We start from the raw sequence: 26048 nt of genomic DNA, 5'->3' as shown, positions 1-26048 counted from the left end.
TGCTAAATATGCACGTTGATAAATTGTATAATAATCCAACTAAAAACCTTTAATTTGAGCGTGAGGAGAGTGAATTATGAATAAACAGTTTTACGTCTTATATTTTAATATATTTTTAGTTTTCTTAGGTATAGGGTTAATAGTTCCTGTATTACCAGTATATTTAAAAGATTTAGGTTTAAAAGGTAGCGATTTAGGAATCTTAGTAGCTGTCTTTGCTTTAGCTCAAATGTTTATATCACCCTTTGGTGGTACATTGGCCGATAAACTTGGTAAGAAGCTAATCATATGTATCGGTTTACTACTTTTCGCAATTTCAGAATTTCTTTTTGCGATTAGCCACTCCTTCACTTTACTAATTGTCTCAAGAATATTAGGTGGTTTTAGTGCGGGTATGGTAATGCCGGGTGTGACAGGCTTAATAGCTGATATATCACCAGCAGGAGATAAAGCTAAGAATTTTGGTTATATGTCTGCCATTATTAATTCTGGTTTTATTTTAGGTCCAGGATTAGGCGGTTTTTTAGCAGAATTTTCACATCGCTTACCATTCTTTGTAGCAGGATTTAGTGGAATTTTAGCTTTAATTTTATCTGTCATTCTTATCCATAATCCTAAAAAAGCGACGACGGCTGGTTTTACAAATTATCAGCCAGAGATATTGAGCAAAATAAATTGGAAAGTATTTTTAACGCCAATCATATTAACGCTCGTTTTAGCTTTTGGCCTATCTTCTTTTGAGACATTGTTCCCATTATATACTGCAGATAAGGCGCACTATTCACCATTGGATATTTCTATCGCCATTACCGGTGGTGGGATAGCAGGTGCAGTATTCCAAGTATTCTTTTTTGATAAATTCATGAAATATTTCAGCGAACTAAATTTTATAACATATGCATTGATATATTCAGCTATTGTTTTAGTCGGATTGACGATTACGCAAAGTTATTGGGGAATCATGATTGTTAGTTTCATTGTTTTTATTGGATTTGATATGATTCGACCGGCGATTACGAATTACTTTTCAAATATCGCCGGAGACCGTCAAGGTTTTGCGGGCGGATTAAATTCCACGTTTACGAGTATGGGGAATTTTATTGGGCCATTAGTTGCAGGTTCACTTTTTGATGTTAATTTTGAATTTCCATTATATATGTCAGTAGTCGTTATGATTTTAGGTATAATTGTAATTTTCATTGAAAAAGCATTAAGAATGAAACGCAAAAACTTGAGTAAATAAAAAGTTATTTTGATCAACACTCTTATCTAATCACAAAGATAAGAGTGTTTTTTTATTGGAACTTTAAGAAATTAGTGGTTTTGTGACAACTTTGTTATAGTAATTTTTTAAATTCGTAATAAATATGTTACATACATTACATTCTATTTAAATTGTACTACACATACCGTTATAGCTCTTTTTTTATGTTACTATTTATTAAAATAAATGAGTAATGGGGGAGGTAAGTTATGAAAAATTTAATGCTAGGCTTAGTAACTTTTTTACTAGCATGCTTCCTAACCTTCCTATTATTTATAGCTATGAATCAAAATGCGCTTGTTAAAGTTCACGAATTTATTTGTAGCAAACCCGATGTAAAAAATGTAGCCGTTAATAAAGTTGAAAGTATCTTTTTATCTCACAATACAATTGATGCAGCTATTCAACCTTCAGGTTTAAATAATCCACGTAATGGTAAAAATGCTACTCCTGTTGCTCAAAATACTACACAAGTATCTAATAATGATGAAACAGCAAATAAACACTTACCTCCATTTACTTCTGCTTTAGGTTCTGCCCAATCATTGGTAAATCATACTAATCAAACGCATAATCGATATAATGACTATGCTATCGACAAAAGTTATCAAGGTAAATATTATTATGTTTTCACTTTTGAAAATGCTAAAAAACAAGGCACTTATTATAGAGTTACAGTGGACGCTCAAAATAAGGCGCATATTTATGACGCATCATTTAAACCAGTTAAAACTAAAGAACAAAATATTACTGTGTCCAAACAAGAAATGGGCGTGATAGCGCAGAAATATGCACAAGATCAATTATCACCTCAGGCAACATTAAGTAATGCCAATTGTGCGACACAAGGGATGAATTATACATTCGTTAATCCATTAAATCATAAGCGTTTAAAAGCGCATGTAACAAATTCAGGTAGTGTCGTTAATTTACCATTAATAAAGTAGCCGATAAGTTTAAAAAAATGTTATGATTCACATAAATCAAACTAGATTTATGTGAATTTTTTATACTATAAATGAATCAATGATACGATATAGGTAAATAATGTATATCTTATGAAAAGGGTGAACTTTGTGAAAAAGATAAAAAAAGCAATCATACCTGCTGCGGGGTTAGGAACAAGATTTTTGCCGGCTACGAAAGCGATGCCTAAAGAAATGTTGCCTATATTAGATAAACCAACAATTCAATACATAGTCGAAGAAGCAGCTAAGGCTGGAATCGAAGACATTATTATCGTTACAGGTAAACATAAAAGAGCGATAGAAGATCATTTTGATAACCAAAAAGAATTAGAAATGATTTTAGAAGAAAAAGGAAAAGACAATTTACTAGAACGTGTAAAATATTCAACTGAATTAGCCAATATTTTCTATGTTAGACAAAAAGAGCAAAAAGGATTAGGTCACGCTATCTATTCTGCACGTCAATTTATTGGTAATGAACCATTTGCGGTATTATTAGGTGACGACATCGTTGAATCAGATACACCTGCAATCAAACAACTTATGGACATCTATGAACAAACTGAAAAGTCAGTAATAGGTGTTCAAGAAGTTCCAAAAGAAGAAACACATAGATATGGCATCATTGACCCTATAGCACAAGACGGTCGACGCTATGAAGTAAAACAGTTTGTCGAAAAACCAGCTGAAGGCACTGCACCTTCAAATTTAGCAATAATGGGTCGCTATGTACTTACTCCTGAAATCTTCAATTATTTAGAAAACCAAGGAAAAGGTGCTGGCGGTGAAATACAGCTAACAGATGCAATTGAACGGTTAAATAAAGATAATCAAGTTTTTGCATACGATTTTGAAGGTAATCGTTTTGATGTAGGAGAAAAGTTAGGTTTTGTTAAAACTACGATTGAATTTGCATTAAAAGACCAATCGATGAGCGACGAATTAAAAACATTTATTAAATCACTCAACCTTGACTAATACTATGTCGAAATTAAAAATTTTTTCTTTTAACATCGAAAATAATGCTAGAAGGTGCCTCTCATGAAACATAAAAAAACGAATGCGATGCGTATATTAGAAAAAGCTAATATCGATTATGAAATTAACACATATGAGATTACTCATAAGCATATGGACGGGGCTACTGTGGCGCAAATTGTTGGTGTGGATATTAACGTCGTTTATAAAACACTAGTATTAGAAAATGCACAACATGAATGTTTTGTATTTGTGATACCAGTCGATACAACGTTGAATATGAAACAAGCAGCTCATAACGCACAACAAAAGAAATTAACCTTATTACCACTGGAACAGCTAAAACAAGTTACAGGTTATGTGAGAGGTGGTTGCTCTCCTATAGGTATGAAAAAGCATTTTCCAACTTATATTGATGAAAGTGCATTAAATTTACAAAATGTGTATGTTAGTGGTGGAGAACGAGGCATGCAAATTAAAATAAATACCAAGGATTTGATTAAGATAGCGAGTGCAGAAGTTGCCAATATCATAGAATAGCAATTTACTTCTAGGTTACAAGTTTCATGTAATGTAAAAAGCAGTAGAAATTCAATTTTGAAAATGAATTTCTACTGCTTTTTTTAGGCTTGTTTTAAGTAGAAAATGGTTGGTTTTGAATGATTTTATATAAAATGACCGATATTTTGATTGTTTTTGAATGAAAATGATAAAAAATGATTGATTTAAGAAAGCGTATACATTATACTAATCGTGAGATGAGGTGGGAAGATGATTACAGAAAAGCGTCATGAATTAATTTTGGATGAACTTGCAAAAAAGGATTTTTTATCATTGCAAGAATTAATGGACAATTTAGACTGTAGTGCTTCTACTATACGTAGAGATTTATCTAAGTTACAACAACTAGGTAAATTAACACGTTTACATGGTGGGGCTACATTAAACCAATCCGTTGTCTTAGAACCTAATCTTATCGATAAACGTACCCAAAATCTTCAAGAAAAAAAAGAAATAGCGCGAAGCGCTTCAGAACTAATCGAAGATAATGATTGTGTATTTTTAGATGCAGGTTCATCTACGCTAGAAATGATTCCATATATTACTAGCAGTAATATTACTGTTGTAACCAATGGTCTTACCCACGTTGAAGAATTAATCAAAAACGGTATCAAAACGATAACAATTGGTGGTCAAGTTAAATCCAATACGTTTGCCACAGTTGGACCCAGCGCTATCGAAACGCTTGGCCGTTACCGCTTTGACAAAGCATTTATAGGCATTAATGGTATCGATATAAACTATGGTTTAACTACACCTGATGATCAAGAAGCTTTTGTTAAAAAGTATGCATTGAAACAAGCATTAAATAAATTTGTTGTAGCTGACAGCTCTAAATTTAATAAAGTTTATTTCACCAATGTGCCTATTGATCATGATGTATCCATTATTACTTCGGAACAAATTAAACAAGTTGAAAATTATGATTTATTTACACGTCATTATGACATATTAGGAGGAAAACGATGATTTATACAGTAACTTTTAATCCATCAATAGATTATATTATGGTCGCAAAAGATTTCCAAATTGATGGTTTAAATCGTGCTTCATCAACGCATAAATTTGCTGGGGGAAAAGGTATTAATGTTTCAAGAGTGCTACAAACATTAAATGTAGCATCGACTGCTTTAGGATTTGTAGGCGGTTTTCCTGGAAACTTTATTAAAGATACGTTATTTAACAGCAACATCGCTACAGATTTTGTCACAGTGGATGAGGACACGCGTATCAATGTGAAATTAAAGACTGGCAATGAAACTGAAATTAATGCGCCTGGACCTCAAATTAGTGAAGAACAATTAAACACATTACTCGAAAAAATTAAAAATACTACGTCAGCAGATATTGTTATCGTTGCTGGTAGTGTACCGCAAAGTATAGGTAATGATGTTTACGAAAAAATAGCTACTATAACTAACGCAACAGGTGCTCAATTGGTAGTAGATGCTGAGAAACACTTAGTTGAAAGTGTATTGCCTTATGGTCCGCTATTTATTAAACCCAATAAAGACGAATTAGAGGTTATGTTTGATGTCGCTATTGATAGTGACGAAGCAGTAGTTAAGTATGGCCGTAAAATATTAGAACAGGGCGCAAAATCAGTGATTGTGTCTCTTGGCGGAGAAGGAGCAATTTACATAGATCATCAACAAAGCTTCAAAGCCACAGTTCCTAAAGGGAAAGTCATAAACACTGTTGGATCAGGCGACAGTACCGTGGCGGGCATGGTTGCTGGCTTAACTAATGGTTACTCAGTATCATCAGCATTTAAGTTAGCAGTTGCTGCAGGGACAGCAACAGCTTTTAATGATGACTTAGCGCAAAGTGAAGCAATTAAAAATATAGAATCACAAGTTGAAATTTATAAACTTGATGGGAGTGATTAATATGAGAATAACTGAATTATTAACAAAAGATACGATGGCGATGGATTTAAATGCAACAGAGAAAAACGGTGTTATAGACGAACTTGTAACTCAACTTAATGAAGCGGGAATTTTAAATGATGTCGAAGCATTTAAGTCAGCGATTTTTGATCGTGAATCACAAAGTACGACGGGGATTGGTGAAGGCATTGCCATACCACATGCTAAAGTTGCAGCTGTAAATAAACCAGCTATTGCCTTTGGTAAATCACAAAGTGGTGTTGATTATCAAAGTCTTGATATGCAACCAGCTCACTTATTCTTTATGATTGCGGCTCCTGAAGGTGGCGCACAAACGCATCTTGATGCTTTAGCTAAGTTATCAGGTATATTAATGGATGACAAAGTTAGAGCAGATTTATTAGCAGCTCAATCGCCTGACGAAGTACAACAGATTATTGACCGTGCAGATGACGAAGCAACTGAAGAAGAAAATGCTGAGCAACAAAATGTTGCTACAACTACATCAGAAGATAATGAAGCACAAGATGAGCCTTATATACTTGCTGTAACTGCTTGTCCAACTGGCATTGCACATACTTATATGGCAAGAGATGCATTGAAAAAGCAAGCGAAACAAATGGGCGTACAAATAAAAGTAGAAACAAACGGTTCAGGTGGCGTGAAAAACCCACTGACTGATGATGATATTGCTAAAGCTACTGGTATCATCGTTGCAGCTGATGTACATGTTGAAACAGACCGATTCGACGGTAAAAATGTAGTTGAAGTACCTGTGGCAGATGGTATAAAACGACCAGAAGCGTTAATTAACTTAGCTCAAGATACATCTAGAAAACCATTTGTGGCTTCTAGTGGTAAACGTAGCCATTCGACTGAAGAAAGTAATCAAGGTATCGGAAAAACCATTTATAAACATCTTATGAATGGTGTATCGAATATGTTACCGCTAGTTATTTCTGGTGGTATTTTGATGGCAATCGTCTTTTTATTCGGTGCCAACTCATTCGATCCGAAAAGTTCTGAACATAATGCATTCGCAGAACAACTTTGGAATATCGGTAAAAATAGTGCATTTGCATTAATCATTCCAATTTTAGCAGGATACATTGCTAGAAGTATTGCAGATAAACCAGGTTTCGCTGCTGGTTTAGTAGGTGGTATGTTAGCTGTATCAGGTGACGCAGGATTTATTGGCGGTATTTTAGCAGGTTTCTTAGCAGGTTACTTAACTCAAGGTGTTAAACGCTTAGTTAGCGGATTACCGCAATCTTTAGAAGGTTTAAAACCAACTTTAATTTATCCAGTGTTGTCAGTTACGATAACTGGACTATTAATGATTTACGTTATTAATCCACCTGCTTCATGGTTAAATAACTTATTGTTAAATGGTTTAAATAGTTTATCTGGTGCCAATATTGTTTTACTTGGTCTAGTAATTGGGGCGATGATGGCTATTGATATGGGTGGTCCTTTCAATAAAGCCGCATACGTATTCGCAACTGCTGCATTGACTGAAGGTAATAGCGCGCCTATTACTGCGGCAATGATTGGTGGTATGGTGCCTCCAATCGCAATCTCAATTGCTATGTTGTTGTTCCGTAAGAAATTTACAAAAGAACAAAAAGGTTCAATTATTCCAAACTTTGTGATGGGATTCTCCTTTATAACCGAAGGTGCGATACCATTTGCGGCTGCTGACCCATTACGCGTTATTCCATCTATGATGGTTGGTTCAGGCGTAGCAGGGGCTATTGCATTAGGATTAGGTTCAGCAATACAAGCACCACATGGTGGTATTATTGTTATCTTCGCGACAGACATTACACATGCACTGCAATCATTAATTGCGATAATCATAGGTGCGGTAGTGGCAGCGATCATATACGGTTTATTAAAACCAAAAGTTACACAAGTAGAAGCAGAAGCTTCAGAAGCCATGAACGAATAATAAGAAAATTAATAATAAGCAAAGCGTTATCACTTAAAGCGGATTAGGTGGTAACGTTTTGTTGTACATTTGAATATAAAATATTAATATGTTTTGTTGAACACAAATAGTATAAAAGTGTATAAAGCTTGCTATTTATAGTATTTATTAAATGATTTAAATCATTAAAAAATATTGTTAGTAAATTAATACGCAATGTTACAACTTGGAGTTATGATATGATAAAATGTAATTCATACGTCAATTTTTTGGGAGGTGTTACAATGGGAAGGATTTAGTCTTTATTACTAGTAATTATCAAAAATTAAAACAAAGACGGTCACCTATTGTGACACGTAAAATTTGGAGGTGAATCCCTAGTAATAGGGAGTTAATTGGAAACAGTACCCATAATGAATTTAGTAATATTTTTTCTTTTAATTGCATTGACTACAGTATTCGTAGGATCGGAATTTGCGTTAGTTAAAGTGAGATCAACAAGAATTGAACAATTAGCATCAGAAGGTAATGGTAATGCTAAAGTTGTGAAAAAAATGATTGGTAATTTAGATTATTACTTATCAGCTTGTCAACTTGGTATTACTGTAACATCACTTGGATTAGGTTGGTTAGGTGAACCGACTTTTGATAAATTGTTACATCCATTATTTGCATTATTACATTTACCTGAACCCATAACTACGACAATTTCGTTTATTATCGCATTTATTGTCGTAACATATTTACACGTTGTATTAGGTGAATTAGCACCTAAAACATTAGCAATTCAATACACTGAAAACTTAGCGCTTGTTTATTCACGACCACTTTATTATTTTGGTATCGTGATGAAGCCGTTAATTTGGTTAATGAATGGTTCTGCACGTGTGATTATACGTATGCTTGGTGTCAATCCTGATGCAAATAATGACGCGATGTCAGAAGAAGAAATTAAAATTATTATCAACAATAGTTATAACGGTGGAGAAATAAACCAAACAGAATTGGCTTATATGCAAAATATTTTTTCATTTGATGAACGCCATGCGAAAGATATTATGGTACCTAGAACGCAAATGATAACTATGAATGAGCCGTTCAATGTTGATGAATTATTAGAAACGATAAAAGAATATCAGTTCACACGTTATCCGATTACTGAAGATGGTGATAAAGACCATGTCAAAGGCTTTATAAATGTTAAAGAGTTTTTAACAGAATACGCTTCAGGAAAAACTATAAAAATAAGCAACTTTGTACATGAATTACCAATGATTTCAGAAACGACACGTATCAGTGATGCTTTAGTTAGAATGCAACGTGAGCACGTTCATATCAGTTTAATTATTGATGAATATGGTGGCACGGCAGGTATTCTGACAATGGAAGATATCCTAGAAGAGATTGTCGGGGAAATACGTGATGAGTTTGACGACGACGAAGTAAACGATATCGTTAAAAAAGACGATAAGACATATCAAATAAATGGTCGAGTATTGTTAGATGATTTAAATGAACAATTCGACATTGAATTTAAAGATTCTGAAGATATTGATACAATTGGTGGTTGGTTACAAGCACATAATACAAATTTACAACAAAAAGATTATGTTGATACCGAATTCGATCGCTGGATTATTTCAGAAATTGAAAATCATCAGATTATCTCAGTAATATTAAAAATCGAATATAATAAAGAACGCGTTGCTGTTACTGATAATGAAGAAGAATCAGAGACAGACTAATTTACGAAGCATGCTAAATCTTGGGTAACGAGATTTTAGCATGCTTTTTTACTTTAGATATCTAAACGTAAGCAACAATGGAAAATGAAAAATATAAAATTATTGTTAACTTTGTTAACTAGAATTTACTTAATGTAGTGAAATCGTAATGATTAAATTTATAAAAACTGGAAATATAGTAAATGTGCTATTTTAATTATTAGTAGCGAATGAGAGGAGAACAGCTATGAGTAATGACATATATTATTTAAATAATGGTTATCCTATGCCTAAAATTGGCTTAGGTGTATATAAAATCACCGATGAGGAGATGGAAGTAGCTGTCCATAGTGCATTAGAAGCTGGTTATCGTGCTTTTGATACTGCTTATTTTTATGGTAATGAACAGGCTCTAGGCCAAGCTTTACGTAATGCAGATATCGATAGAGAAGACTTATTTATAACCTCTAAACTATGGAATGATTATCAAGGTTACGACAGTACCAAAGCATACTTTAATAAAACTTTGAAAAATTTAGACACAGATTATCTAGATTTATATTTAATTCATTGGCCGTGTGAAGAAGATGGATTATTTATTGAAAGTTACAAAGCGATGGAAGAGTTGTATGAAGAAGGAAAGATAAGAGCGATAGGCGTATGTAATTTCGAACAGCATCATTTAGAAACATTAATGAATGAAACTAAAGTTACGCCAGCAGTGAATCAGATTGAAGTACATCCTTATTTTGATCAACATGAGTTACAAGAATATTGTGATGATAAAGATATTGCAGTAACAGCTTGGATGCCTCTAATGAGAAATAAAGGTTTGTTAGTCCACCCGACAATTGTCAATATTGCTAAAGCATATGACAAGACACCCGCTCAAATTGTACTTAGGTGGCATTTAGCACATAATAGATTGGTTATACCGAAATCAAAAAACCCAGCGCGTATTAAAGAAAATTATAATATTTTAGATTTTAATTTGGAATTAACAGATATTGCAGAAATTGATAGTTTAAATAAGGATCAGCGCCAAGGTAAGAATCCTAACGAAGTCCAAATCGGCACTTTACAATAAATGTATAACGTCCGTAGGATATTGAAAAATAAGACGCAAGTAATAGAGGGATTTGATTTAGCTGTGATGCTTAATTTACTGAAATAACTATATTTTTGAAAAGCCTAAAAGTATTAACTCTTAGTATAGGCAGGGCGTACTTTTAGTTCAGTATAAATCCGCTGATTAACATTAGATTGGAAATATAAATAATAATAGAGAATGAGGGTGGCATATGTATGGATGTTAGGGTTATTGTACCTTGTTATAACGAAGGTGATGTTATTGTACAAACCTATGAGCGATTAACTGAAGTGTTAGCGCAAGATAGTGAACGTCGACAATATAATTATGAAGTGCTATTTGTCGATGATGGTAGTAAAGATTCTACTATAAATTTTATTCAAGATATTGCCACTAGAGATCAGCATATCAAATTTATTTCTTTTAGTAGAAATTTTGGTAAAGAGTCTGCCATGCTTGCAGGGTATCAATATAGTACTGACTGTGATGCTGTGATTATGATAGATGCGGATTTACAACATCCGCCTGAATTCATACCTCAAATGATAGAAGGTTATTTGGATGGCTACGACCAAGTCATTGCTAAACGTAATCGCGAAGGTGAGAAAAAATCGAGGAAATTACTGACACGTAGCTATTATAAATTAATTAATTACTTTGTAGATATTAATCTTGAAGATGGCGTCGGTGATTTCAGATTGTTAAGTAATAGGGCAGTAAAATCTATTGCTTCATTAGAAGAATATAATCGTTTTTCTAAAGGATTATATGAATGGATTGGTTATAATACAAAAGTTTTCACATATGAAAATGTAGAGCGAGAAGAAGGCCAATCAAAATGGTCGTTTGGTAATTTATTAAATTATGGCATTGATGGACTTATTTCTTTTAACAATAAGCCTTTAAGAGTGTTAATATATTTAGGTTTCTTCGTCTCTTTTATTAGTCTGTTATATATAATATATATATTTTGTGGTATTTTGATTGATGGCATAGATACACCAGGTTATTTCTCGACTATCGCTGCAATTTTACTTCTTGGTGGTATTCAGCTCATGTCTATCGGTATCATTGGAGAATATATTGGACGTATTTATTATGAAGTTAAACAAAGACCGAAATATATCGTGCTAGCAACGAATGTTAATGATAATTCTAAAGATGACGACCAAATGGGTACGGACTATACACACGACCTGGAAGCAACTGTCAGACGCCAGTCTAACAAGGCGACAATCAATAATAAATAAGTGCTTTTCCAACTATGTACGAGACAATTGTAAGATGTTAAATAATAAGAGAGCTTATCCATAATGGATAAGCTCTCTTATTTTGAGAATTGATATTAATATCTCATATTAGTTTTAATCAGCAAAATGTTAGCATTATGCTGCTGATTATTTTTTACGCAATTTACCTAAAATAAATGACGCAACAGCTACTAGAATAATTGTACCAATCAGTGCTGGGAAGATAGCAATGCCACCTAAATGCCAACCCCAATCGCCTAGTAACCAAGAACCTAAAGCTGAACCTACAATACCAGCAATTATATTACCAAGAATACCTCCAGGAATATCTTTGCCTAAAATTCCGCCAGCAATCCAACCTATTAAACCACCGACGATTAACATGAGAATAAAGCCCATAGCAATCGGCCTCCTTTTTATAATTTAATTATTATTTATATATACCACTAAAGTAATTTAAATAATCATTTTAATTTTTAAATATCTTTTGCCATAAAACAAATAGAATGAAAAGGATATATATTAAAATGAAGGCATACCAATATGGCGTCAATAACATCATTACCGCAAAGGATAGAATATAAAGTATATGGCCAACTAAAATAGGATTTTTTACACGTTTAATAAAGTGAAATTGCGCTTTCTCAGTTGGTTTGAATGTACTATAAAAGAGAAATATGGCGCCAATCAACGATATTGTAGGTGCTAGATATGGGACAGACATATAATAGGAGTCGTGGCTCGTATCGTAAGCAAGAATAGTAGCTGTGCTTAAAATAATTGTAAGTACAGCCGCTATGAATTTTTGATCTTCAATAAATAAGACGCGAACTTTATTATTTATGTAAAGTTGTAGTAGTGTCCAAATAATTAATGACAATATAAAAGTGAACGTAATAAAATCATATTCACCGCTTATAAATAAATTAATAAGACCATTAACAGTAATTGCAATGAGAATAGAGCTATACTTAAGTTGTTTGAAATTCTGGCGATACAGGTCATAACCTAATATGACGACTGTAACTATTATGTTGATGATAATAGATATTAGCATTTTGGTCTCCTTACATTAATCGTTCATTGAAGTATTATACCAATATATGTCTCATTAAGCATTTAATAACAATAAATAATGTAAACTTTTATTGTTATTAAATGTTTACATTATTAAAATATTTTACAATCTAAGCATTTAAGCGCTATAAAATATTGCATTAAATAATATAGGAGGCTTACCCTTATCTGTAATATTAGTATACTCGTATAGCATAGCGTAGAAGTTAATTCAAAATGCTAACAAGGGGACTTATACCCCTTTTTTATTACTCCACAATAATGTATGAAGTTGTGGTAAAACATATACATTGTTCATATCGCTACTTTCCATGACGCGAGTGACAAGATCTTCATATAACGATAAAAGTTTTTCAGTATGTTGCGCTACGTGCTCACCATCTAAATATGGGTTGCCCACTTGTAGATAAAAAGGGATTGATGGGTAGCGATGATGAATCATTTTGGCAAAGTCATAATCTTCATCATCAAATATAACTACTTTTAAATTTAAAGTGTCGTGTTTACATTGCGCGATTACTTCGTCTAAGACGAATAAATTAGGTTTCATTTTAGAACTAGGAGGCTTGGGACTGATAGTTAAGTCATCGATTTGTGTCATCCATGGTTGGAACTTACTACCTTGCGTTTCTAATGCGCTATAAATATTTTTTGTCTCAAACAAATCCACGAGTTCTTGAATCCCTTTAATAAGTGCAGGATTGCCTCCTGAAATAGTGACATGATTGAACATGTCACCACCAATTTCATAAAGTTCTGCATAAATTTCTTCGGCAGTCATCATACGAATATCTTCTTTAGCGCTGCCGTCCCAAGTGAAACTAGAATCACACCAACTACAACGATAATCGCAACCAGCCGTTCTTACAAACATCGTCTTACGCCCGATTACCCGGCCTTCGCCTTGAATCGTAGGTCCAAATATTTCTAGAACAGGAATTTTAGCCATTTTGATGCTCCTTTGGTCGATAGACCACATAACTCGTCGGTGTTTCACGAACATATACTTGTAGACAGTGAGGCTTGTTTGAGCGAGCGTCTAAGTTGTTTTGAATTATTTCATAAATCGTTTGCGCCACCACTTCAGTTGAAGGGCTTTTCCCTTTGAACATTGGTAATTCATTTAATAATTGATGATCGAATGAACCGTGAACAAGTTTTTTTAAATCACTAAAATTAACTAAAAAACCGTTGTGGTCAAGTTCATCACCAGCTATTGTTAAGTTTACAAAATAAGTATGCCCGTGCGTGCGCATACATTTTCCTGCGTCTTCACTTGGAATATAATGGGCAGCTGAAAAATTAAAGTCCTTATTCAATTCAAATACGTAGTTATGATTTACTTGAGGATAGTTTTGTTGAAACATTAGTTATTCGCTCCTTTTTCGACCAAATAGTTGTTTAAACCACGTGCACGTAACTTACATGCCGGGCATGTGCCGCATCCATCGCCGATAATGCCGTTATAACATGTTAGAGTGCGTTCTCTAATGTAATCTAATACACCTAAATCATCGCTTAATGCCCAAGTTTCTTTTTTATCTAACCACATCAATGGTGTGTGAATGACAAAGTTTTTATCCATTGATAAATTTAAAGTAACATTCATAGATTTAACAAAGCTATCACGACAATCTGGATAACCAGAAAAATCTGTTTCGCATACGCCAGTGATGATGTTTTTCGCATTAAGTTGATAAGCTAAGGCACCAGCAAATGATAAAAATAATAAATTACGTGCAGGGACAAACGTATTTGGTATGTCATCGTCGTTTGCTTCAATAGCCATATTAGGGTCTGTTAAAGCATTAGGTGTTAATTGAGATAATAAAGACATATCAAGTACATGGTGTTTAAGCTGTTGTTCATCGGCTATAGCTTGTGCAACTTCGATTTCTTGAGCATGTCTTTGCCCGTATTTAAAAGTTACTAATTCAACTTCATCAAAATGTTTCTTTGCCCAAAATAAGCATGTCGTACTATCTTGGCCACCACTAAACACTACAATGGCTTTATTTTTATCAAGTAATTGTTCGGTCATTTTAAAATTCGCTCTCCTTAAAAGTAACTACTGTTATAAGACATGAAAAAACGTCTATCCCTATAAAAAGATAGACGCGTTAAGTCTAGTTTTTTATAGAGGGTGTCAGCTAGAAACCTCTGTTTATTCATTTACATGATGATTAGAATAATATATTTAAACTGTAAAATCAAGTTGATATTTGGCATAATAGCACTAATCGGCTAACAATAGAATGGTATGAAAGAGGTAGTAACATGATTATCGTCATCGACAATAAAGATTCATTTACATATAATCTTGTTGATTATACAAAAAATATGTCGCAGCAACCAGTCAAGGTCATTGATGTGGATCAAGTTGATATAAGGGCATTACAATACTTAAAACCTGAAGCAATTATTATCTCACCAGGACCAGGCAAACCAAGTGATTATCCAATATTGAGCCAAGTAATAACAACATTCGCTTCATCTACACCTATCCTTGGTGTTTGCTTAGGTTTTCAATTAATAGTTGAATATTATGGCGGTAAAATAATTAAAAGTGGCAAACCCGTGCATGGACATGTAACGTCTTTAACACATACAAACAGTGGTATTTTTAAAGGTTTAAATCAAAATTTTCAAGTTATGCGATATCATTCATTAATCGCACATACGCCATCACTACCATCAGAGTTAAATATTGTAGCTTATAATGAAGAACAAATTATTATGGCAGTTGAGCATGAACGATTGCCCATATATGGTGTCCAATATCATCCTGAATCAATTTTAAGTCAGCATGGTCATAAACAGTTACAATTATTTTTAGCGAAAGCAGGTGAGCACTGTGACTATCCAATTTAATTACCGTTATATGACTGGTGAAGATGATTTTGAAACTTATCATATCGAGTGTACAGATTATAGTGCTAAAAAAATAGCTTGGACTTTAGGTGAGGTAGGCGCAGTAGTGTCGTTTGCTGAAACGATGCAAAGCCAAGGTAAATATGTAACGCTCTATTTACCATATGAAGCGGCTAAATATTTTAATGAAGATATGGCAGTCGTGAATGTGCAAGCGCCATATATTTATGCAGCTGCTTACGTGTTTGATTCAGTAACACAAGTAACTGAATATGCAGCGTGTGAGTATGATAAATGTCATCATTTCCAATTTACACAATCCAATGCAATATTAACGAAGAATATTGAACGTATACAGCAAGAAATTATTAACGGTAATACGTATCAAGTTAATTATACTACAAGGTTAACAGACAGTATTCGACGACCTATTTATGATTTATATCGACAATTGCAGCTTTCTAATAATGGAAACTATTCGGTAATGATAGATACTGACGAATTAAAAATTGCTTCGGCTTCACCGGAATTATTCTTCCAACAAGGCCCTTTTAAAAATAGCGACAATGTCATTGTTAGTAAACCTATGAAGGGGACAATAGCACGAGGCGTTACACCTACTGACGATCAAAAGCAATATGATACCTTGGCCCAATCTGAGAAAGATAAAGCCGAAAACGTGATGATTGTAGACTTATTAAGAAATGATATTGCACGTATCACAGCAACCAATAGCGTGAATGTTTCCAAATTATTTCATATTGAAAAATATGATACAGTATTTCAGATGACATCTATGGTAACGGGCCAACTTGCTGAAACAACGTCATTAAATAAAATATTGGCATCGCTCTTCCCGTGTGGCTCAATTACTGGTGCACCTAAAATGAATACAATGAAATTTATTCAATCATTAGAGCAAGTACCGAGACATGGTTATTGTGGAACGATTGGATTGCTATTGCCTAGTGGCAAATCAATTTTCAATGTACCTATTCGTACGATTCAATATATAGACGAACAAGCAATTTATGGTGTTGGTGCTGGTATAACGATAGATTCGAATGCAGATAAAGAAATAGTAGAATTCAACGACAAAGTAAAAATATTGGAGTGCTTATAATGAAATTATTTGAAACGATGAGGCTCGAAAACAATGAAATTCAACGCTTAGCATTACATAAAGAAAGAATTCAAAATTCTTGTAAGTCATTGGGTATCAATTTCGATGAAAAGCAATGGGACAATAAGATTGCGCAAATTTTAGAAAACTATCCAAATCAACGTAAAAGATTAAAAATTATGATAGATCAACAAGGGGATTTATCATTTGAAATCGTAGAACTACCTGACAAACAATACTTTACTGCGCGTTTAGTCAACTTAGATAATGCAGTTAATGAACAAAACCTCATTCATAAAACAACAAATCGAGAGCATTTACAACACGATCATTCAACGGATCTTATTTTATTACATGATGACAAAGGTAAAATTTTAGAATTTGATATTGGTAATATAATGATAGAAGAAGACAATCAATATTATACGCCAGAATTCGAACATGATTTATTGCGTGGCACGATGAGGAGAACTTTAATAGAACAAGGTTCGTTAGAAATTAAAAATTATGATGTGACTACTTTTGTACGTAAACTACAAAATAATGAGATTAAAGTTTTTCTATTAAATAGTTTACGTGAGGTTGCCGATGTAGAAATTTATCTATAGAATATATAAAGAAAAAAGGTAAAACATTGCTATACACAATTTAATTATTAAAGTAATAACTAAAGTGAACAACTTATGATATAAAGGTTATAGAATAGAAATTATATTGTTAAACTTAACTAACAACTCGAACGGAGAAAATAATGATAATTTTATGGCTATGCTTAATTATTGGCGTAACGATAATTACTAAGTGGATTATTAATCACAATCATAAAGACTACGCTACGATAGTAAATTATTGTGTGCTAATTGTTTTTTGCGTAATACAATTTGTATTCGTTTATTTTTTGGTTGGTGACATTATTCAACTTTTAGTCAAAGGATTAAATGTTTTTTATCATTAAGAAATTATGATGAGGTGCAGGTATGAAAATATATAGTCAAGGGGATCAAGCTATAGTAGTGTCTATAGAGAAAAAGGTCTCAAAGGATTTAACTGAAGACTTATTAGCATTAAAGTCCTATCTTTTAGAACGCAATTTCCCATTTATAACAGAAATTGTGCCAACTGAATCAGATATGATGATTTGTTATGATGCGCGTAGTATGATTAAGCATCACCATATTCAATCACCTTTTCAATATATGAAAGATTTAGTTTATTCAATTAGGTTAGAAATTGTTCACGATGATACACCTGAAGGAATAACTAACATTCCAGTTGTTTATGGTGGTGAATATGGGCCTGATTTAGAACCACTATTGCAATACTATGGTATTGATTTAGAAACTTTTATTAGCCGACATACAAATTGTACATATTTTGTATCTACGATGGGATATTCTCCAGGGTTCCCTTATTTAACAGGCATGGATGAACGCTTATTTGTTAATCATACGGGGAAACAGAAATCCTTTATTCCAGCAGGCGCTGTTATTATTGAAGGGAAAAAGACTGGCATCAATACGACTGATACATATGGAGACTGGCTTGTTATTGGTTATACTCCAGAAACTTTATTTAATCCAGAGAAAGATGATTTTACTAAGCTTGCACTTGGCGATAATGTAAGATTTATACCTTGTAAGGAAGATGACATAGATTTAGGAGGCTTCAAACCATGTCAATCATAATAGAGGACGAAGGATTATTTTCAAGCTTTCAAGACTTTGGTAGACAAGGTTATGAAGACCGAGGTGTTATTCCGGGCGGTGCGCTAGACACATTGTCCCACGAAATTGCTAATCGACTTGTAGCAAATGATAAACATGAAGCAACGCTTGAAATGACTAATAGAATGGCACGCATACGTTTTACTGAACCTACACTTATAGCATTAAGCGGTGGGACATTTAAAGCGACGACTGATGATTTAACCGTGTTGCCAAATAAATTATACTTAATGTTAAAAGGCGATGTTTTACGTTTTGTTGAGACGCAACGTACATCGAGAGTTTATTTAGCTGTAGGTGGCGGATTTGAATTAGATGAATGGTTAGGTTCAACTGCCACAGATTTCAAAGCCAAAATTGGTGGATTCCACGGACGAAGCTTGAAAAAAGGTGACGAGATTAATATGAAACGTAATTATTCTAAACGTCATCACAAGTTGTTTGAGAATTTAGAACAAACGAGACAAACAAATTGGGGCATAGACGGTTATGCATTGTCATTTAATTATATGTCTGATGTTTTTCACGTTATAAAAAATAAAGGCACTGAAGATTTTGACCAAGATGCATTACATCGTTTCACGTTGAGTGAATACAAAGTTACAAGTAAAGCCAATAGGGTTGGCATGTTAGTTGAAGGACAATCTGTTAAAGCGTATTACGAAGATATGCCTTTGCATCAATCTGTTAAACGTGGCACGATACAAGTCAAAAGAGATGGCACACCCATCATTTTATTAAATGACCATTACACGTTAGGCAGCTATCCTCAAATAGGAACGATAGCAACTTATCATCTAACTAAATTAGGTCAAAAACATCAAAGCGAAAAATTAAAATTCCAATTTATCGATGTGGAAACGGCAGAAGAAAATTTAATTAAGTTTAATAATTGGTTGAATCAATTATTCCACGGTATAGAATATAGAATGCAACTTGAAATGCAAAAATAATCAGAGGTGGGGTTCTACAATAGAACTTCATCTCATTTTTTGTGCTGCAAAATATTGTCGTTTTGATTGCCCTATAATTTTGAGAAATTGTCATTTTATATGAACTAAGGGTGCGACAATGTTAAATCAAAAGGCATGATAAAAAATTTCTTATATACTTTGTAAATTTGAAACAATTAATTTTTCTTCTAAGTCTATGGTCTGATTAATTAGTGTAAAAAATTAAGTATAATGTACTGATAAATTTAATTTTGAACGCTTAGACCATGAACAAAGGTGATACGTATTTCATGTTTAATTCACCTTTACACTTGATATTTGTCGGTAATTACTATATATTTATTAATTGAACTATATGCGTTTTTTACAAAAACGTTACAAAACGCTATAATTGTAAAAGCGTTTTTACAATCACGATAATAAATTTATATCAATGAATAACTATTATAAAAATTTAGAAATTTAAATCAAATTATGAGTTTGAATTAAGCTTTGTTGCGATGTGTATTGTGCAACATTAAGTGTAATGTTAAACTCGACGAATGTAACTTTAGCCAACGGTAATACATAACTTTGCGATGAGTTAGCAGTTTTGCTTAATATTTATTAGAGCAATAGTTAAATGTATTAATATGGATAGGAAATTTTTATCTCCGTCCTGTAAATTGATAATATCGGGGGAAACGATCATGAGTTTACACAAGAAGAAATTAACGCTATTTGCGTTTTTTATTCTAACAGTGTTAACTGTAACTTTAAAAACGTATTTTTCTTATTATGTTGATTTTTCTTTAGGTGTTAAAGGATTAGTTCAAAACTTAATTCTTTTAATGAATCCATATAGTTTGATAGCACTAATATTAAGTGTGTTCTTATTCTTTAAAGGTAAAAAAGCATTTTGGTTTATCTTTATAGGTGGATTTGTACTTAGTTTCTTACTTTATGCGAATGTTGTTTATTTCAGATTCTTCTCTGACTTTTTAACATTTAGTACTTTAAACCAAGTAGGAAACGTTGATTCAATGGGTGGCGCAGTAACTGCATCATTCAAATGGTATGACTTTGTATACTTTATTGATACGATTATTTATTTATTTGTATTGATATTTAGACAAAAATGGTTAGATAAACGAGTATTTAGTAAAAAGTTTGTTCCGGTAGTAATGGCAGCATCAGTAGCACTATTTTTCTTAAATTTAGCATTTGCTGAATCTGATCGCCCTCAATTATTATCACGTACTTTTGACCACAAATACTTAGTTAAATATTTAGGACCTTACAACTTTACTGTTTATGACGGTGTTAAAACAATTCAAAACAGTCAACAAAAAGCATTGGCAAATGAAGATGATTTAACTAAAGTTTTAAACTATACGAAACAAAGACGTACAACACCAAATAAAGAATATTATGGCGTAGCTAAGAAGAAAAACATCATTAAAATTCACTTAGAAAGCTTCCAAACATTCTTAATTAATAAGAAAGTAAATGGACAAGAAGTGACACCATTCTTAAATAAACTATCGTCTGGTAAACAAGATTTTAGATACTATCCAAACTTCTTCCATCAAACTGGTCAAGGTAAAACGTCTGACTCAGAGTTTATGATGGATAACAGTTTATATGGTTTACCACAAGGTTCTGCTTATTCACTAAAAGGTAACAATACGTTCCAATCATTACCAGCTATTTTAGACCAACAACAAGGTTATACATCTAGCGTAATGCATGGTGACTACAAAACGTTCTGGAACCGTGACCAAATATATAGACACTTTGGTATAGATAAATTCTATGATGCAACTTACTATGATATGTCACAAAAGAATATCCAAAACTTAGGTCTTAAAGATAAAGAGTTCTTTAAAGAATCAGCTGATTACTTAGCGAAAGAAAAACAACCGTTCTATAATCACTTGATTACATTAACGAACCATTATCCATTCACTTTATCACCTCAAGATGCTTCAATTGAAAAACCACATACTGGTGATTCAACTGTAGATGGATATATCCAAACAGCAAATTATTTAGACCGCTCATTAGAAGAATTTATCGGCGAGCTTAAGAAAAAAGGTCTATACAAAGACTCTGTAATTATGATTTATGGTGACCATTATGGTATTTCTGAAAATCATAACAAAGCAATGGAAAAACTATTAGGCGAAAACATTGACGCAGCTAAATTTACAGACTTAAACCGTACTGGTTTCTGGCTGAAAATACCTGGCAAAAAAGGTACAATTGATAAAACTTACGCTGGTCAACAAGACGTTATGCCTACAGTATTACACTTATTAGGTATCGATTCTAAAAACTACTTAATGATGGGTACTGACTTATTATCTAAAGATCACAACGATACAGTACCATTCAGAAATGGTGACTTTGTGACTAAAGATTATAAATATGTAAATGGTAGAATCTACTCAAACAAAGATAACAAACCGATGACTACGAAACCGAAAGACTTTGAAAAACGTAAACAACAAACAGATAAAGACTTAGAAATGAGTGACGATGTCTTAAACGGTGATTTATTCAGATTCTACAAAAACCCAGACTTCAAAAAAGTAAATCCAGCAAAATACGAATATAAATCTGGTCCTAAAGGGCAAGAGAAAAAATAAAAAAAGTTTTTAACCAAGGCGACAATAGTTGTCTTGGTTTTTTTATATCCCAAAATAAATGATAGGGTTTTCAATAATTATGAACATAAAGATAGTAATGTAACCGGAAAATCTAATAGATATCATCGCAAGAGTATCATTTAGCTATCAAAAGGTGTATAATATATAGAACTGAAAATTAATTTAATAGAGATAATCAGAATATTCGATGTTAAAAGGATGTTGCATGTTGGAAGCATATAAAATTGAACATTTACATAAATCTTATGCCGACAAAATAATTTTTGATGACTTACAATTATCAATCTCTAGTGGTGAAAAGATTGGATTAGTTGGTATAAATGGTACAGGAAAGAGTACTTTATTGAAGGTAATGGCTGGGATGGATGAAGATTTTGAAGCAGATATCAATCATCCTAACGATTATCGCATTCGTTATTCCTCTCAGAAACAGTCGTTTGATGAAGATGTGACTGTTTTTGAAGCAGTCTTAAACTCCGACACTACAACATTAAAAGTAATTCAACGCTATGAATTGGCAGTAAAACAATATAGTGAAACCCAAAGCGATACGGATTTTCAACGTATGATGCAAGCACAAGAAGCTATGGATGCAAACGATGCCTGGGATTACAATGCTGAAATTAAAACGATTTTATCAAAATTAGGTATTGTAGATACGACCAAAAAAGTAAAAGAGTTATCTGGTGGCCAACAAAAGCGCGTAGGCTTAGCTAAGACATTAATAGAACAACCTGATTTGTTATTACTAGATGAACCGACGAACCATTTAGACTTTGAATCAATTAATTGGTTAATCAATTATGTAAAACAGTATCCGCATACTGTATTGTTTGTAACCCATGATCGTTATTTTTTAAATGAGGTTTCAACGCGAATTATTGAATTAGATCGTGGCCGACTCGCGTCATATCCAGGCAATTATGAAAGTTATATTGCGATGAGGGCTGAGAACGAACTTATAGAACAAAAGCAACAACAAAAGCAAAAGGCTTTATATAAGCAAGAATTAGCTTGGATGCGTGCAGGTGCAAAAGCAAGATCAACGAAACAACAAGCGCGCATTAATCGATTTAATGATTTAGAACAAGACGTAAAAGATCAACATCAACAAGAGAAAGGGTCTCTGAATTTAGCTTATTCTAGGTTAGGTAAACAAGTGTTTGAATTAGAACATGTGACTAAACAAATTAATCAACGTACATTATTTGCTGACGTTACAGAAATTATTCAAAATGGCCAACGAATAGGTATCGTAGGCGCTAACGGTGTAGGGAAAACAACACTGCTTAATATTTTAAATAATGAGGATCAACAATATGAAGGTACGTTGAAAATTGGTCAGACAGTTAAAGTGGCTTACTTCAAACAGACCGATGAGAGATTAGATAGAGACATCAGAATGATTGATTATTTACGAGAAGAAAGTGAAATGGCTCGTGAACAAGATGGTACAACAGTGTCAGTTACACAACTTTTAGAACGCTTTTTATTTCCAAGTGCTACGCATGGCAAAAAATTATTTAAACTTTCTGGTGGCGAACAGAAACGTTTGTATTTATTAAAATTACTCGTACATCAACCTAATGTCTTATTACTAGATGAACCGACAAACGATTTAGACACTGAAACATTAACAATTTTAGAGGATTACATTAGTTCCTTTGGGGGTACAGTAATCACTGTTAGTCATGATCGTTACTTTTTAAATAAGGTTGCACAAGAGTATTGGTATATTCATGACGGTGAGATAGAACGAATCATTGGTAGTTTTGAAGATTATGAAGCACATAAAAAGGCGCAAGATAAATCGACTGCCAATAATAACAAAGTGCAGCATAAACAAAAGTCACCACAACCTACGAAACGTAAAAAGGGTTTATCTTATAAAGAACAAAAAGAATTCGAAATGATTATCGGTAGAATAGAGCAAACAGAAGAACGATTAAATAATATTGAACAAGAAATGATAGATGCCAGTTCTGATTATGGTAAAATCAAAGAATTAAACGAGGAACAACAACAACTTCAGCAGCTATATGATGAAGATATTACTAGATGGGCCGAGCTTGAAGAATTAAAAGAACAATGAGGGATTTTATAACATGGAAGCAACTTTATCACATTATTTTGGTTACGACACCTTCCGTCCTGGCCAAAAAGAAATCATAAGTAAAATTATATCTCATCGTAATGTGTTAGGTGTATTACCTACAGGTGGGGGAAAATCAATTTGTTATCAAGTACCAGGTTTAATGCTGGGGGGGACGACGATTGTTATCAGTCCATTAATTTCATTAATGAAAGACCAAGTAGATCAATTAAAAGCGTCAGGCATTAGCGCTGCGTTTTTAAATAGTAGTTTGACTCAAAAACAACAAAAAGCTATTGAACAACAATTATTAAATGGTGAAATACAGTTTTTATATGTAGCACCAGAACGTTTTGATAATGATTACTTTATTAGCTTATTACATCAACTTCCAATTCGACTAGTCGCGTTTGATGAAGCACACTGTATATCAAAATGGGGACATGACTTTAGACCTAGTTATCAAGATGTCATCTACAAAGTCTTTGACTTACCGCAAGACTTTGCCATTGTAGCTTTAACGGCAACAGCGACGGCAGAAGTTCAAAAAGATATTATGTCACGCTTAAATATTAATAAGGCTGATGAAGTGAAGACAAGTACTAAACGAAGAAATTTAGTATTTAAAGTAAACCCTACCTATCAACGACAAAAGTTTGTGATTGATTACGTAAATCAGCATAAACAAGAGGCGGGTATTATTTATTGTTCGACGCGTAAACAAGTAGAAGAATTACATGAAGCGCTGGAGGATAATAATGTTAATAGCACGATTTATCATGCAGGTTTAACTAACAAAGAACGAGAACGAGCGCAAAATGATTTTGTCTATGACCGTGTGAGGGTCGTAGTAGCTACGAATGCCTTTGGTATGGGTATAGATAAATCTAACGTACGTTTCGTTATTCACTACAACATGCCGGGAGATATGGAGTCATATTATCAAGAAGCGGGCCGTGCAGGCCGTGACGGTTTGAAAAGTGATTGTATTTTACTCTTTAGTGAACGTGATATCGGATTACATCAATATTTTATTTCATCATCCAAAGCCGACGATGATTATAAAGACAAGATGGGCGAAAAATTAACTAAGATGATTCAATATACGAAGACTAAAAAATGTTTAGAAGCGACGTTAGTACATTATTTTGAACCAAACGAAAAGTTAGAAGAATGCCAACAATGTAGTAATTGTGTTCGTGAAAATAAAACATATGATATGACACATGAAGCGAAGATGATTATTAGCTGTATTGCGCGTATGAAGCAGCAAGAAAGCTATGGCGTGATTATTCAAGTGTTACGTGGCGAACTAACGGATTATATTCGTTATTGCGAATATGATAAGTTATCGACACATGGCATTATGAAAGATTATACGACGTCTGATTTAAGTCATCTTATCGACGAATTACGTTTTAAAGGTTATTTAAATGAAAACGATGAGATTCTTACTTGTGATAGTAACGTTAAGTCGTTATTAAATGCTGAAAAAGTCGTATTTACTACACCATTTAAACGTAAGTCGAAAGAGAAAGTAAGCATCAATACAGTTGAAGGTGTAGATAAAGCATTATTCGATGAATTAAAAGGTGTACGCCAAAAACTAAGTGAACAATTAGATATCGCGCCAGTTAGCGTATTTTCTGACTATACATTAGAAGAATTTGCTAAACGTAAACCAGAATCAAAGCAAGATATGATTTCTATTGATGGCGTAGGTAGTTATAAATTAAAGCATTATTGTCCGAAGTTTTTAGAAACCATTCAATCATATAAAGCTCAAATTTAATTTGACTTTACTTACTTTTGAAAAGTTAATATTAACGAATAAGCGTTTGCGTAGTTAGACAGAAAAGTATAGCTATGCAAACGTTTTTTATAAAAATAAATATGAAATTGT

Annotated in this window: 23 protein-coding genes; 18 read left to right on the top strand and 5 right to left on the bottom strand. The window is 33.1% G+C overall.

Annotation, left to right across the window (positions count from 1 at the left end; all coding sequences use genetic code 11):
* The first annotated feature begins 76 nt into the window (after window positions 1-76).
* The 10 genes from norA (at window position 77) to ISP08_RS10225 (ending at window position 11654) form a co-directional block, all read left to right on the top strand.
* Window positions 77-1243: a multidrug efflux MFS transporter NorA gene (norA, locus tag ISP08_RS10270; protein ID WP_195718570.1), complete on the top strand. Its 1167-nt coding sequence runs from the start codon at window positions 77-79 to the stop codon at window positions 1241-1243.
* Between the two features lie 230 nt (window positions 1244-1473).
* Window positions 1474-2211 (top strand): hypothetical protein, encoded by a 738-nt coding sequence (locus ISP08_RS10265; RefSeq protein WP_195718569.1) that lies wholly within the window; start codon window positions 1474-1476, stop codon window positions 2209-2211.
* A 129-nt stretch (window positions 2212-2340) separates the two neighbouring features.
* Window positions 2341-3210 carry a UTP--glucose-1-phosphate uridylyltransferase GalU gene (gene galU, locus ISP08_RS10260; protein ID WP_195718568.1) on the top strand — a complete coding sequence of 290 codons (870 nt, stop codon included), beginning with the start codon at window positions 2341-2343 and terminating at the stop codon, window positions 3208-3210.
* A 63-nt stretch (window positions 3211-3273) separates the two neighbouring features.
* On the top strand, window positions 3274-3750 hold the full coding sequence (ybaK, locus tag ISP08_RS10255) for a Cys-tRNA(Pro) deacylase (RefSeq protein ID WP_195718567.1): 477 nt from the start codon (window positions 3274-3276) through the stop codon (window positions 3748-3750).
* Window positions 3751-3981: 231 nt separating this feature from the next.
* Window positions 3982-4740, top strand: a complete 759-nt coding sequence (locus ISP08_RS10250; RefSeq protein ID WP_195718566.1) for a DeoR/GlpR family DNA-binding transcription regulator — start codon at window positions 3982-3984, stop codon at window positions 4738-4740.
* Entirely contained in the window at window positions 4737-5660 is a 924-nt protein-coding gene (pfkB, locus tag ISP08_RS10245) for a 1-phosphofructokinase (RefSeq protein ID WP_195718565.1), read from the top strand. The genes ISP08_RS10250 and pfkB overlap by 4 nt, the downstream gene beginning before the upstream one ends.
* A gap of 1 nt (window position 5661) precedes the next feature.
* Entirely contained in the window at window positions 5662-7611 is a 1950-nt protein-coding gene (locus tag ISP08_RS10240; protein WP_195718564.1) for a PTS fructose transporter subunit IIABC, read from the top strand.
* 392 nt (window positions 7612-8003) lie between these two features.
* The gene (locus ISP08_RS10235; RefSeq protein WP_394372020.1) at window positions 8004-9335 is read left to right on the top strand and encodes a hemolysin family protein; all 1332 of its coding nucleotides are present in this window, start codon (window positions 8004-8006) and stop codon (window positions 9333-9335) included.
* Between the two features lie 226 nt (window positions 9336-9561).
* A complete protein-coding gene (locus ISP08_RS10230; RefSeq protein ID WP_195718563.1) occupies window positions 9562-10401 on the top strand; it encodes an aldo/keto reductase in 840 nt (279 codons plus the stop codon).
* A gap of 218 nt (window positions 10402-10619) precedes the next feature.
* Complete coding sequence (locus ISP08_RS10225; RefSeq protein WP_195718562.1) at window positions 10620-11654, top strand: glycosyltransferase family 2 protein; 1035 nt, start codon at window positions 10620-10622, stop codon at window positions 11652-11654.
* Between the two features lie 147 nt (window positions 11655-11801).
* Here ISP08_RS10225 and ISP08_RS10220 read toward each other — a convergent pair whose 3' ends face one another.
* The 5 genes from ISP08_RS10220 to queC all read right to left on the bottom strand — a co-directional run bounded on the left by ISP08_RS10220 (window position 11802) and on the right by queC (window position 14772).
* On the bottom strand, window positions 11802-12053 hold the full coding sequence (locus tag ISP08_RS10220) for a GlsB/YeaQ/YmgE family stress response membrane protein (RefSeq protein ID WP_048792543.1): 252 nt from the start codon (window positions 12051-12053) through the stop codon (window positions 11802-11804).
* A 70-nt stretch (window positions 12054-12123) separates the two neighbouring features.
* Window positions 12124-12711: a hypothetical protein gene (locus tag ISP08_RS10215; RefSeq protein WP_195718561.1), complete on the bottom strand. Its 588-nt coding sequence runs from the start codon at window positions 12709-12711 to the stop codon at window positions 12124-12126.
* Window positions 12712-12963: 252 nt separating this feature from the next.
* Window positions 12964-13680 (bottom strand): 7-carboxy-7-deazaguanine synthase QueE, encoded by a 717-nt coding sequence (gene queE / locus ISP08_RS10210; protein WP_048792545.1) that lies wholly within the window; start codon window positions 13678-13680, stop codon window positions 12964-12966.
* Window positions 13673-14098, bottom strand: coding sequence for a 6-carboxytetrahydropterin synthase QueD (gene queD / locus ISP08_RS10205; protein WP_103294991.1), 426 nt, complete (start codon window positions 14096-14098; stop codon window positions 13673-13675). Before queD ends, queE begins: the two co-directional genes overlap by 8 nt.
* Entirely contained in the window at window positions 14098-14772 is a 675-nt protein-coding gene (gene queC / locus ISP08_RS10200; RefSeq protein WP_195718560.1) for a 7-cyano-7-deazaguanine synthase QueC, read from the bottom strand. The genes queD and queC overlap by 1 nt, the downstream gene beginning before the upstream one ends.
* Before the next feature lie 236 nt (window positions 14773-15008).
* Here queC and ISP08_RS10195 point away from each other — a divergent pair, with 236 nt between their 5' ends.
* The 8 genes from ISP08_RS10195 to recQ all read left to right on the top strand — a co-directional run bounded on the left by ISP08_RS10195 (window position 15009) and on the right by recQ (window position 25937).
* The gene (locus ISP08_RS10195; RefSeq protein ID WP_195718559.1) at window positions 15009-15602 is read left to right on the top strand and encodes an anthranilate synthase component II; all 594 of its coding nucleotides are present in this window, start codon (window positions 15009-15011) and stop codon (window positions 15600-15602) included.
* Window positions 15586-16725, top strand: a complete 1140-nt coding sequence (locus tag ISP08_RS10190) for a chorismate-binding protein (RefSeq protein WP_195718558.1) — start codon at window positions 15586-15588, stop codon at window positions 16723-16725. Before ISP08_RS10195 ends, ISP08_RS10190 begins: the two co-directional genes overlap by 17 nt.
* A complete protein-coding gene (locus tag ISP08_RS10185; RefSeq protein ID WP_195718557.1) occupies window positions 16725-17333 on the top strand; it encodes an aminotransferase class IV in 609 nt (202 codons plus the stop codon). The genes ISP08_RS10190 and ISP08_RS10185 overlap by 1 nt, the downstream gene beginning before the upstream one ends.
* A 369-nt stretch (window positions 17334-17702) precedes the next feature.
* On the top strand, window positions 17703-18410 hold the full coding sequence (locus ISP08_RS10180; protein WP_048792551.1) for a 5-oxoprolinase subunit B family protein: 708 nt from the start codon (window positions 17703-17705) through the stop codon (window positions 18408-18410).
* Window positions 18398-19402, top strand: coding sequence for a 5-oxoprolinase subunit C family protein (locus tag ISP08_RS10175; RefSeq protein ID WP_048792552.1), 1005 nt, complete (start codon window positions 18398-18400; stop codon window positions 19400-19402). Before ISP08_RS10180 ends, ISP08_RS10175 begins: the two co-directional genes overlap by 13 nt.
* Before the next feature lie 689 nt (window positions 19403-20091).
* Window positions 20092-22032 (top strand): polyglycerol-phosphate lipoteichoic acid synthase LtaS, encoded by a 1941-nt coding sequence (gene ltaS / locus ISP08_RS10170; RefSeq protein WP_195718556.1) that lies wholly within the window; start codon window positions 20092-20094, stop codon window positions 22030-22032.
* 226 nt (window positions 22033-22258) lie between these two features.
* Window positions 22259-24145, top strand: coding sequence for an ABC-F family ATP-binding cassette domain-containing protein (locus ISP08_RS10165; protein ID WP_195718555.1), 1887 nt, complete (start codon window positions 22259-22261; stop codon window positions 24143-24145).
* A gap of 13 nt (window positions 24146-24158) precedes the next feature.
* Window positions 24159-25937: a DNA helicase RecQ gene (gene recQ, locus ISP08_RS10160; protein WP_195718554.1), complete on the top strand. Its 1779-nt coding sequence runs from the start codon at window positions 24159-24161 to the stop codon at window positions 25935-25937.
* Window positions 25938-26048: the final 111 nt, after the last annotated feature.

Origin of the sequence: Staphylococcus lloydii (genome assembly GCF_015775975.1) — a bacterium.
GTDB lineage: Bacteria > Bacillota > Bacilli > Staphylococcales > Staphylococcaceae > Staphylococcus > Staphylococcus lloydii.
This window is presented reverse-complemented; position numbering and strand designations above follow the sequence as displayed.

Bases quoted from the DNA above. Each gene is read 5' to 3' on its own strand.
- ISP08_RS10215 (WP_195718561.1), bottom strand. From the start codon at position 12,711: ATGCTAATATCTATTATCATCAACATAATAGTTACAGTCGTCATATTA.
- ltaS (WP_195718556.1), top strand. From the start codon at position 20,092: ATGAGTTTACACAAGAAGAAATTAACGCTATTTGCGTTTTTTATTCTA.
- pfkB (WP_195718565.1), top strand. From the start codon at position 4,737: ATGATTTATACAGTAACTTTTAATCCATCAATAGATTATATTATGGTC.
- ISP08_RS10220 (WP_048792543.1), bottom strand. From the start codon at position 12,053: ATGGGCTTTATTCTCATGTTAATCGTCGGTGGTTTAATAGGTTGGATT.
- ISP08_RS10265 (WP_195718569.1), top strand. From the start codon at position 1,474: ATGAAAAATTTAATGCTAGGCTTAGTAACTTTTTTACTAGCATGCTTC.
- ISP08_RS10225 (WP_195718562.1), top strand. From the start codon at position 10,620: ATGGATGTTAGGGTTATTGTACCTTGTTATAACGAAGGTGATGTTATT.
- ISP08_RS10175 (WP_048792552.1), top strand. From the start codon at position 18,398: ATGTCAATCATAATAGAGGACGAAGGATTATTTTCAAGCTTTCAAGAC.
- norA (WP_195718570.1), top strand. From the start codon at position 77: ATGAATAAACAGTTTTACGTCTTATATTTTAATATATTTTTAGTTTTC.
- ybaK (WP_195718567.1), top strand. From the start codon at position 3,274: ATGAAACATAAAAAAACGAATGCGATGCGTATATTAGAAAAAGCTAAT.
- queD (WP_103294991.1), bottom strand. From the start codon at position 14,098: ATGTTTCAACAAAACTATCCTCAAGTAAATCATAACTACGTATTTGAA.
- ISP08_RS10230 (WP_195718563.1), top strand. From the start codon at position 9,562: ATGAGTAATGACATATATTATTTAAATAATGGTTATCCTATGCCTAAA.
- ISP08_RS10195 (WP_195718559.1), top strand. From the start codon at position 15,009: ATGATTATCGTCATCGACAATAAAGATTCATTTACATATAATCTTGTT.
- ISP08_RS10240 (WP_195718564.1), top strand. From the start codon at position 5,662: ATGAGAATAACTGAATTATTAACAAAAGATACGATGGCGATGGATTTA.
- ISP08_RS10180 (WP_048792551.1), top strand. From the start codon at position 17,703: ATGAAAATATATAGTCAAGGGGATCAAGCTATAGTAGTGTCTATAGAG.
- ISP08_RS10185 (WP_195718557.1), top strand. From the start codon at position 16,725: ATGAAATTATTTGAAACGATGAGGCTCGAAAACAATGAAATTCAACGC.
- ISP08_RS10235 (WP_394372020.1), top strand. From the start codon at position 8,004: ATGAATTTAGTAATATTTTTTCTTTTAATTGCATTGACTACAGTATTC.
- recQ (WP_195718554.1), top strand. From the start codon at position 24,159: ATGGAAGCAACTTTATCACATTATTTTGGTTACGACACCTTCCGTCCT.
- ISP08_RS10250 (WP_195718566.1), top strand. From the start codon at position 3,982: ATGATTACAGAAAAGCGTCATGAATTAATTTTGGATGAACTTGCAAAA.
- queE (WP_048792545.1), bottom strand. From the start codon at position 13,680: ATGGCTAAAATTCCTGTTCTAGAAATATTTGGACCTACGATTCAAGGC.
- queC (WP_195718560.1), bottom strand. From the start codon at position 14,772: ATGACCGAACAATTACTTGATAAAAATAAAGCCATTGTAGTGTTTAGT.
- ISP08_RS10165 (WP_195718555.1), top strand. From the start codon at position 22,259: ATGTTGGAAGCATATAAAATTGAACATTTACATAAATCTTATGCCGAC.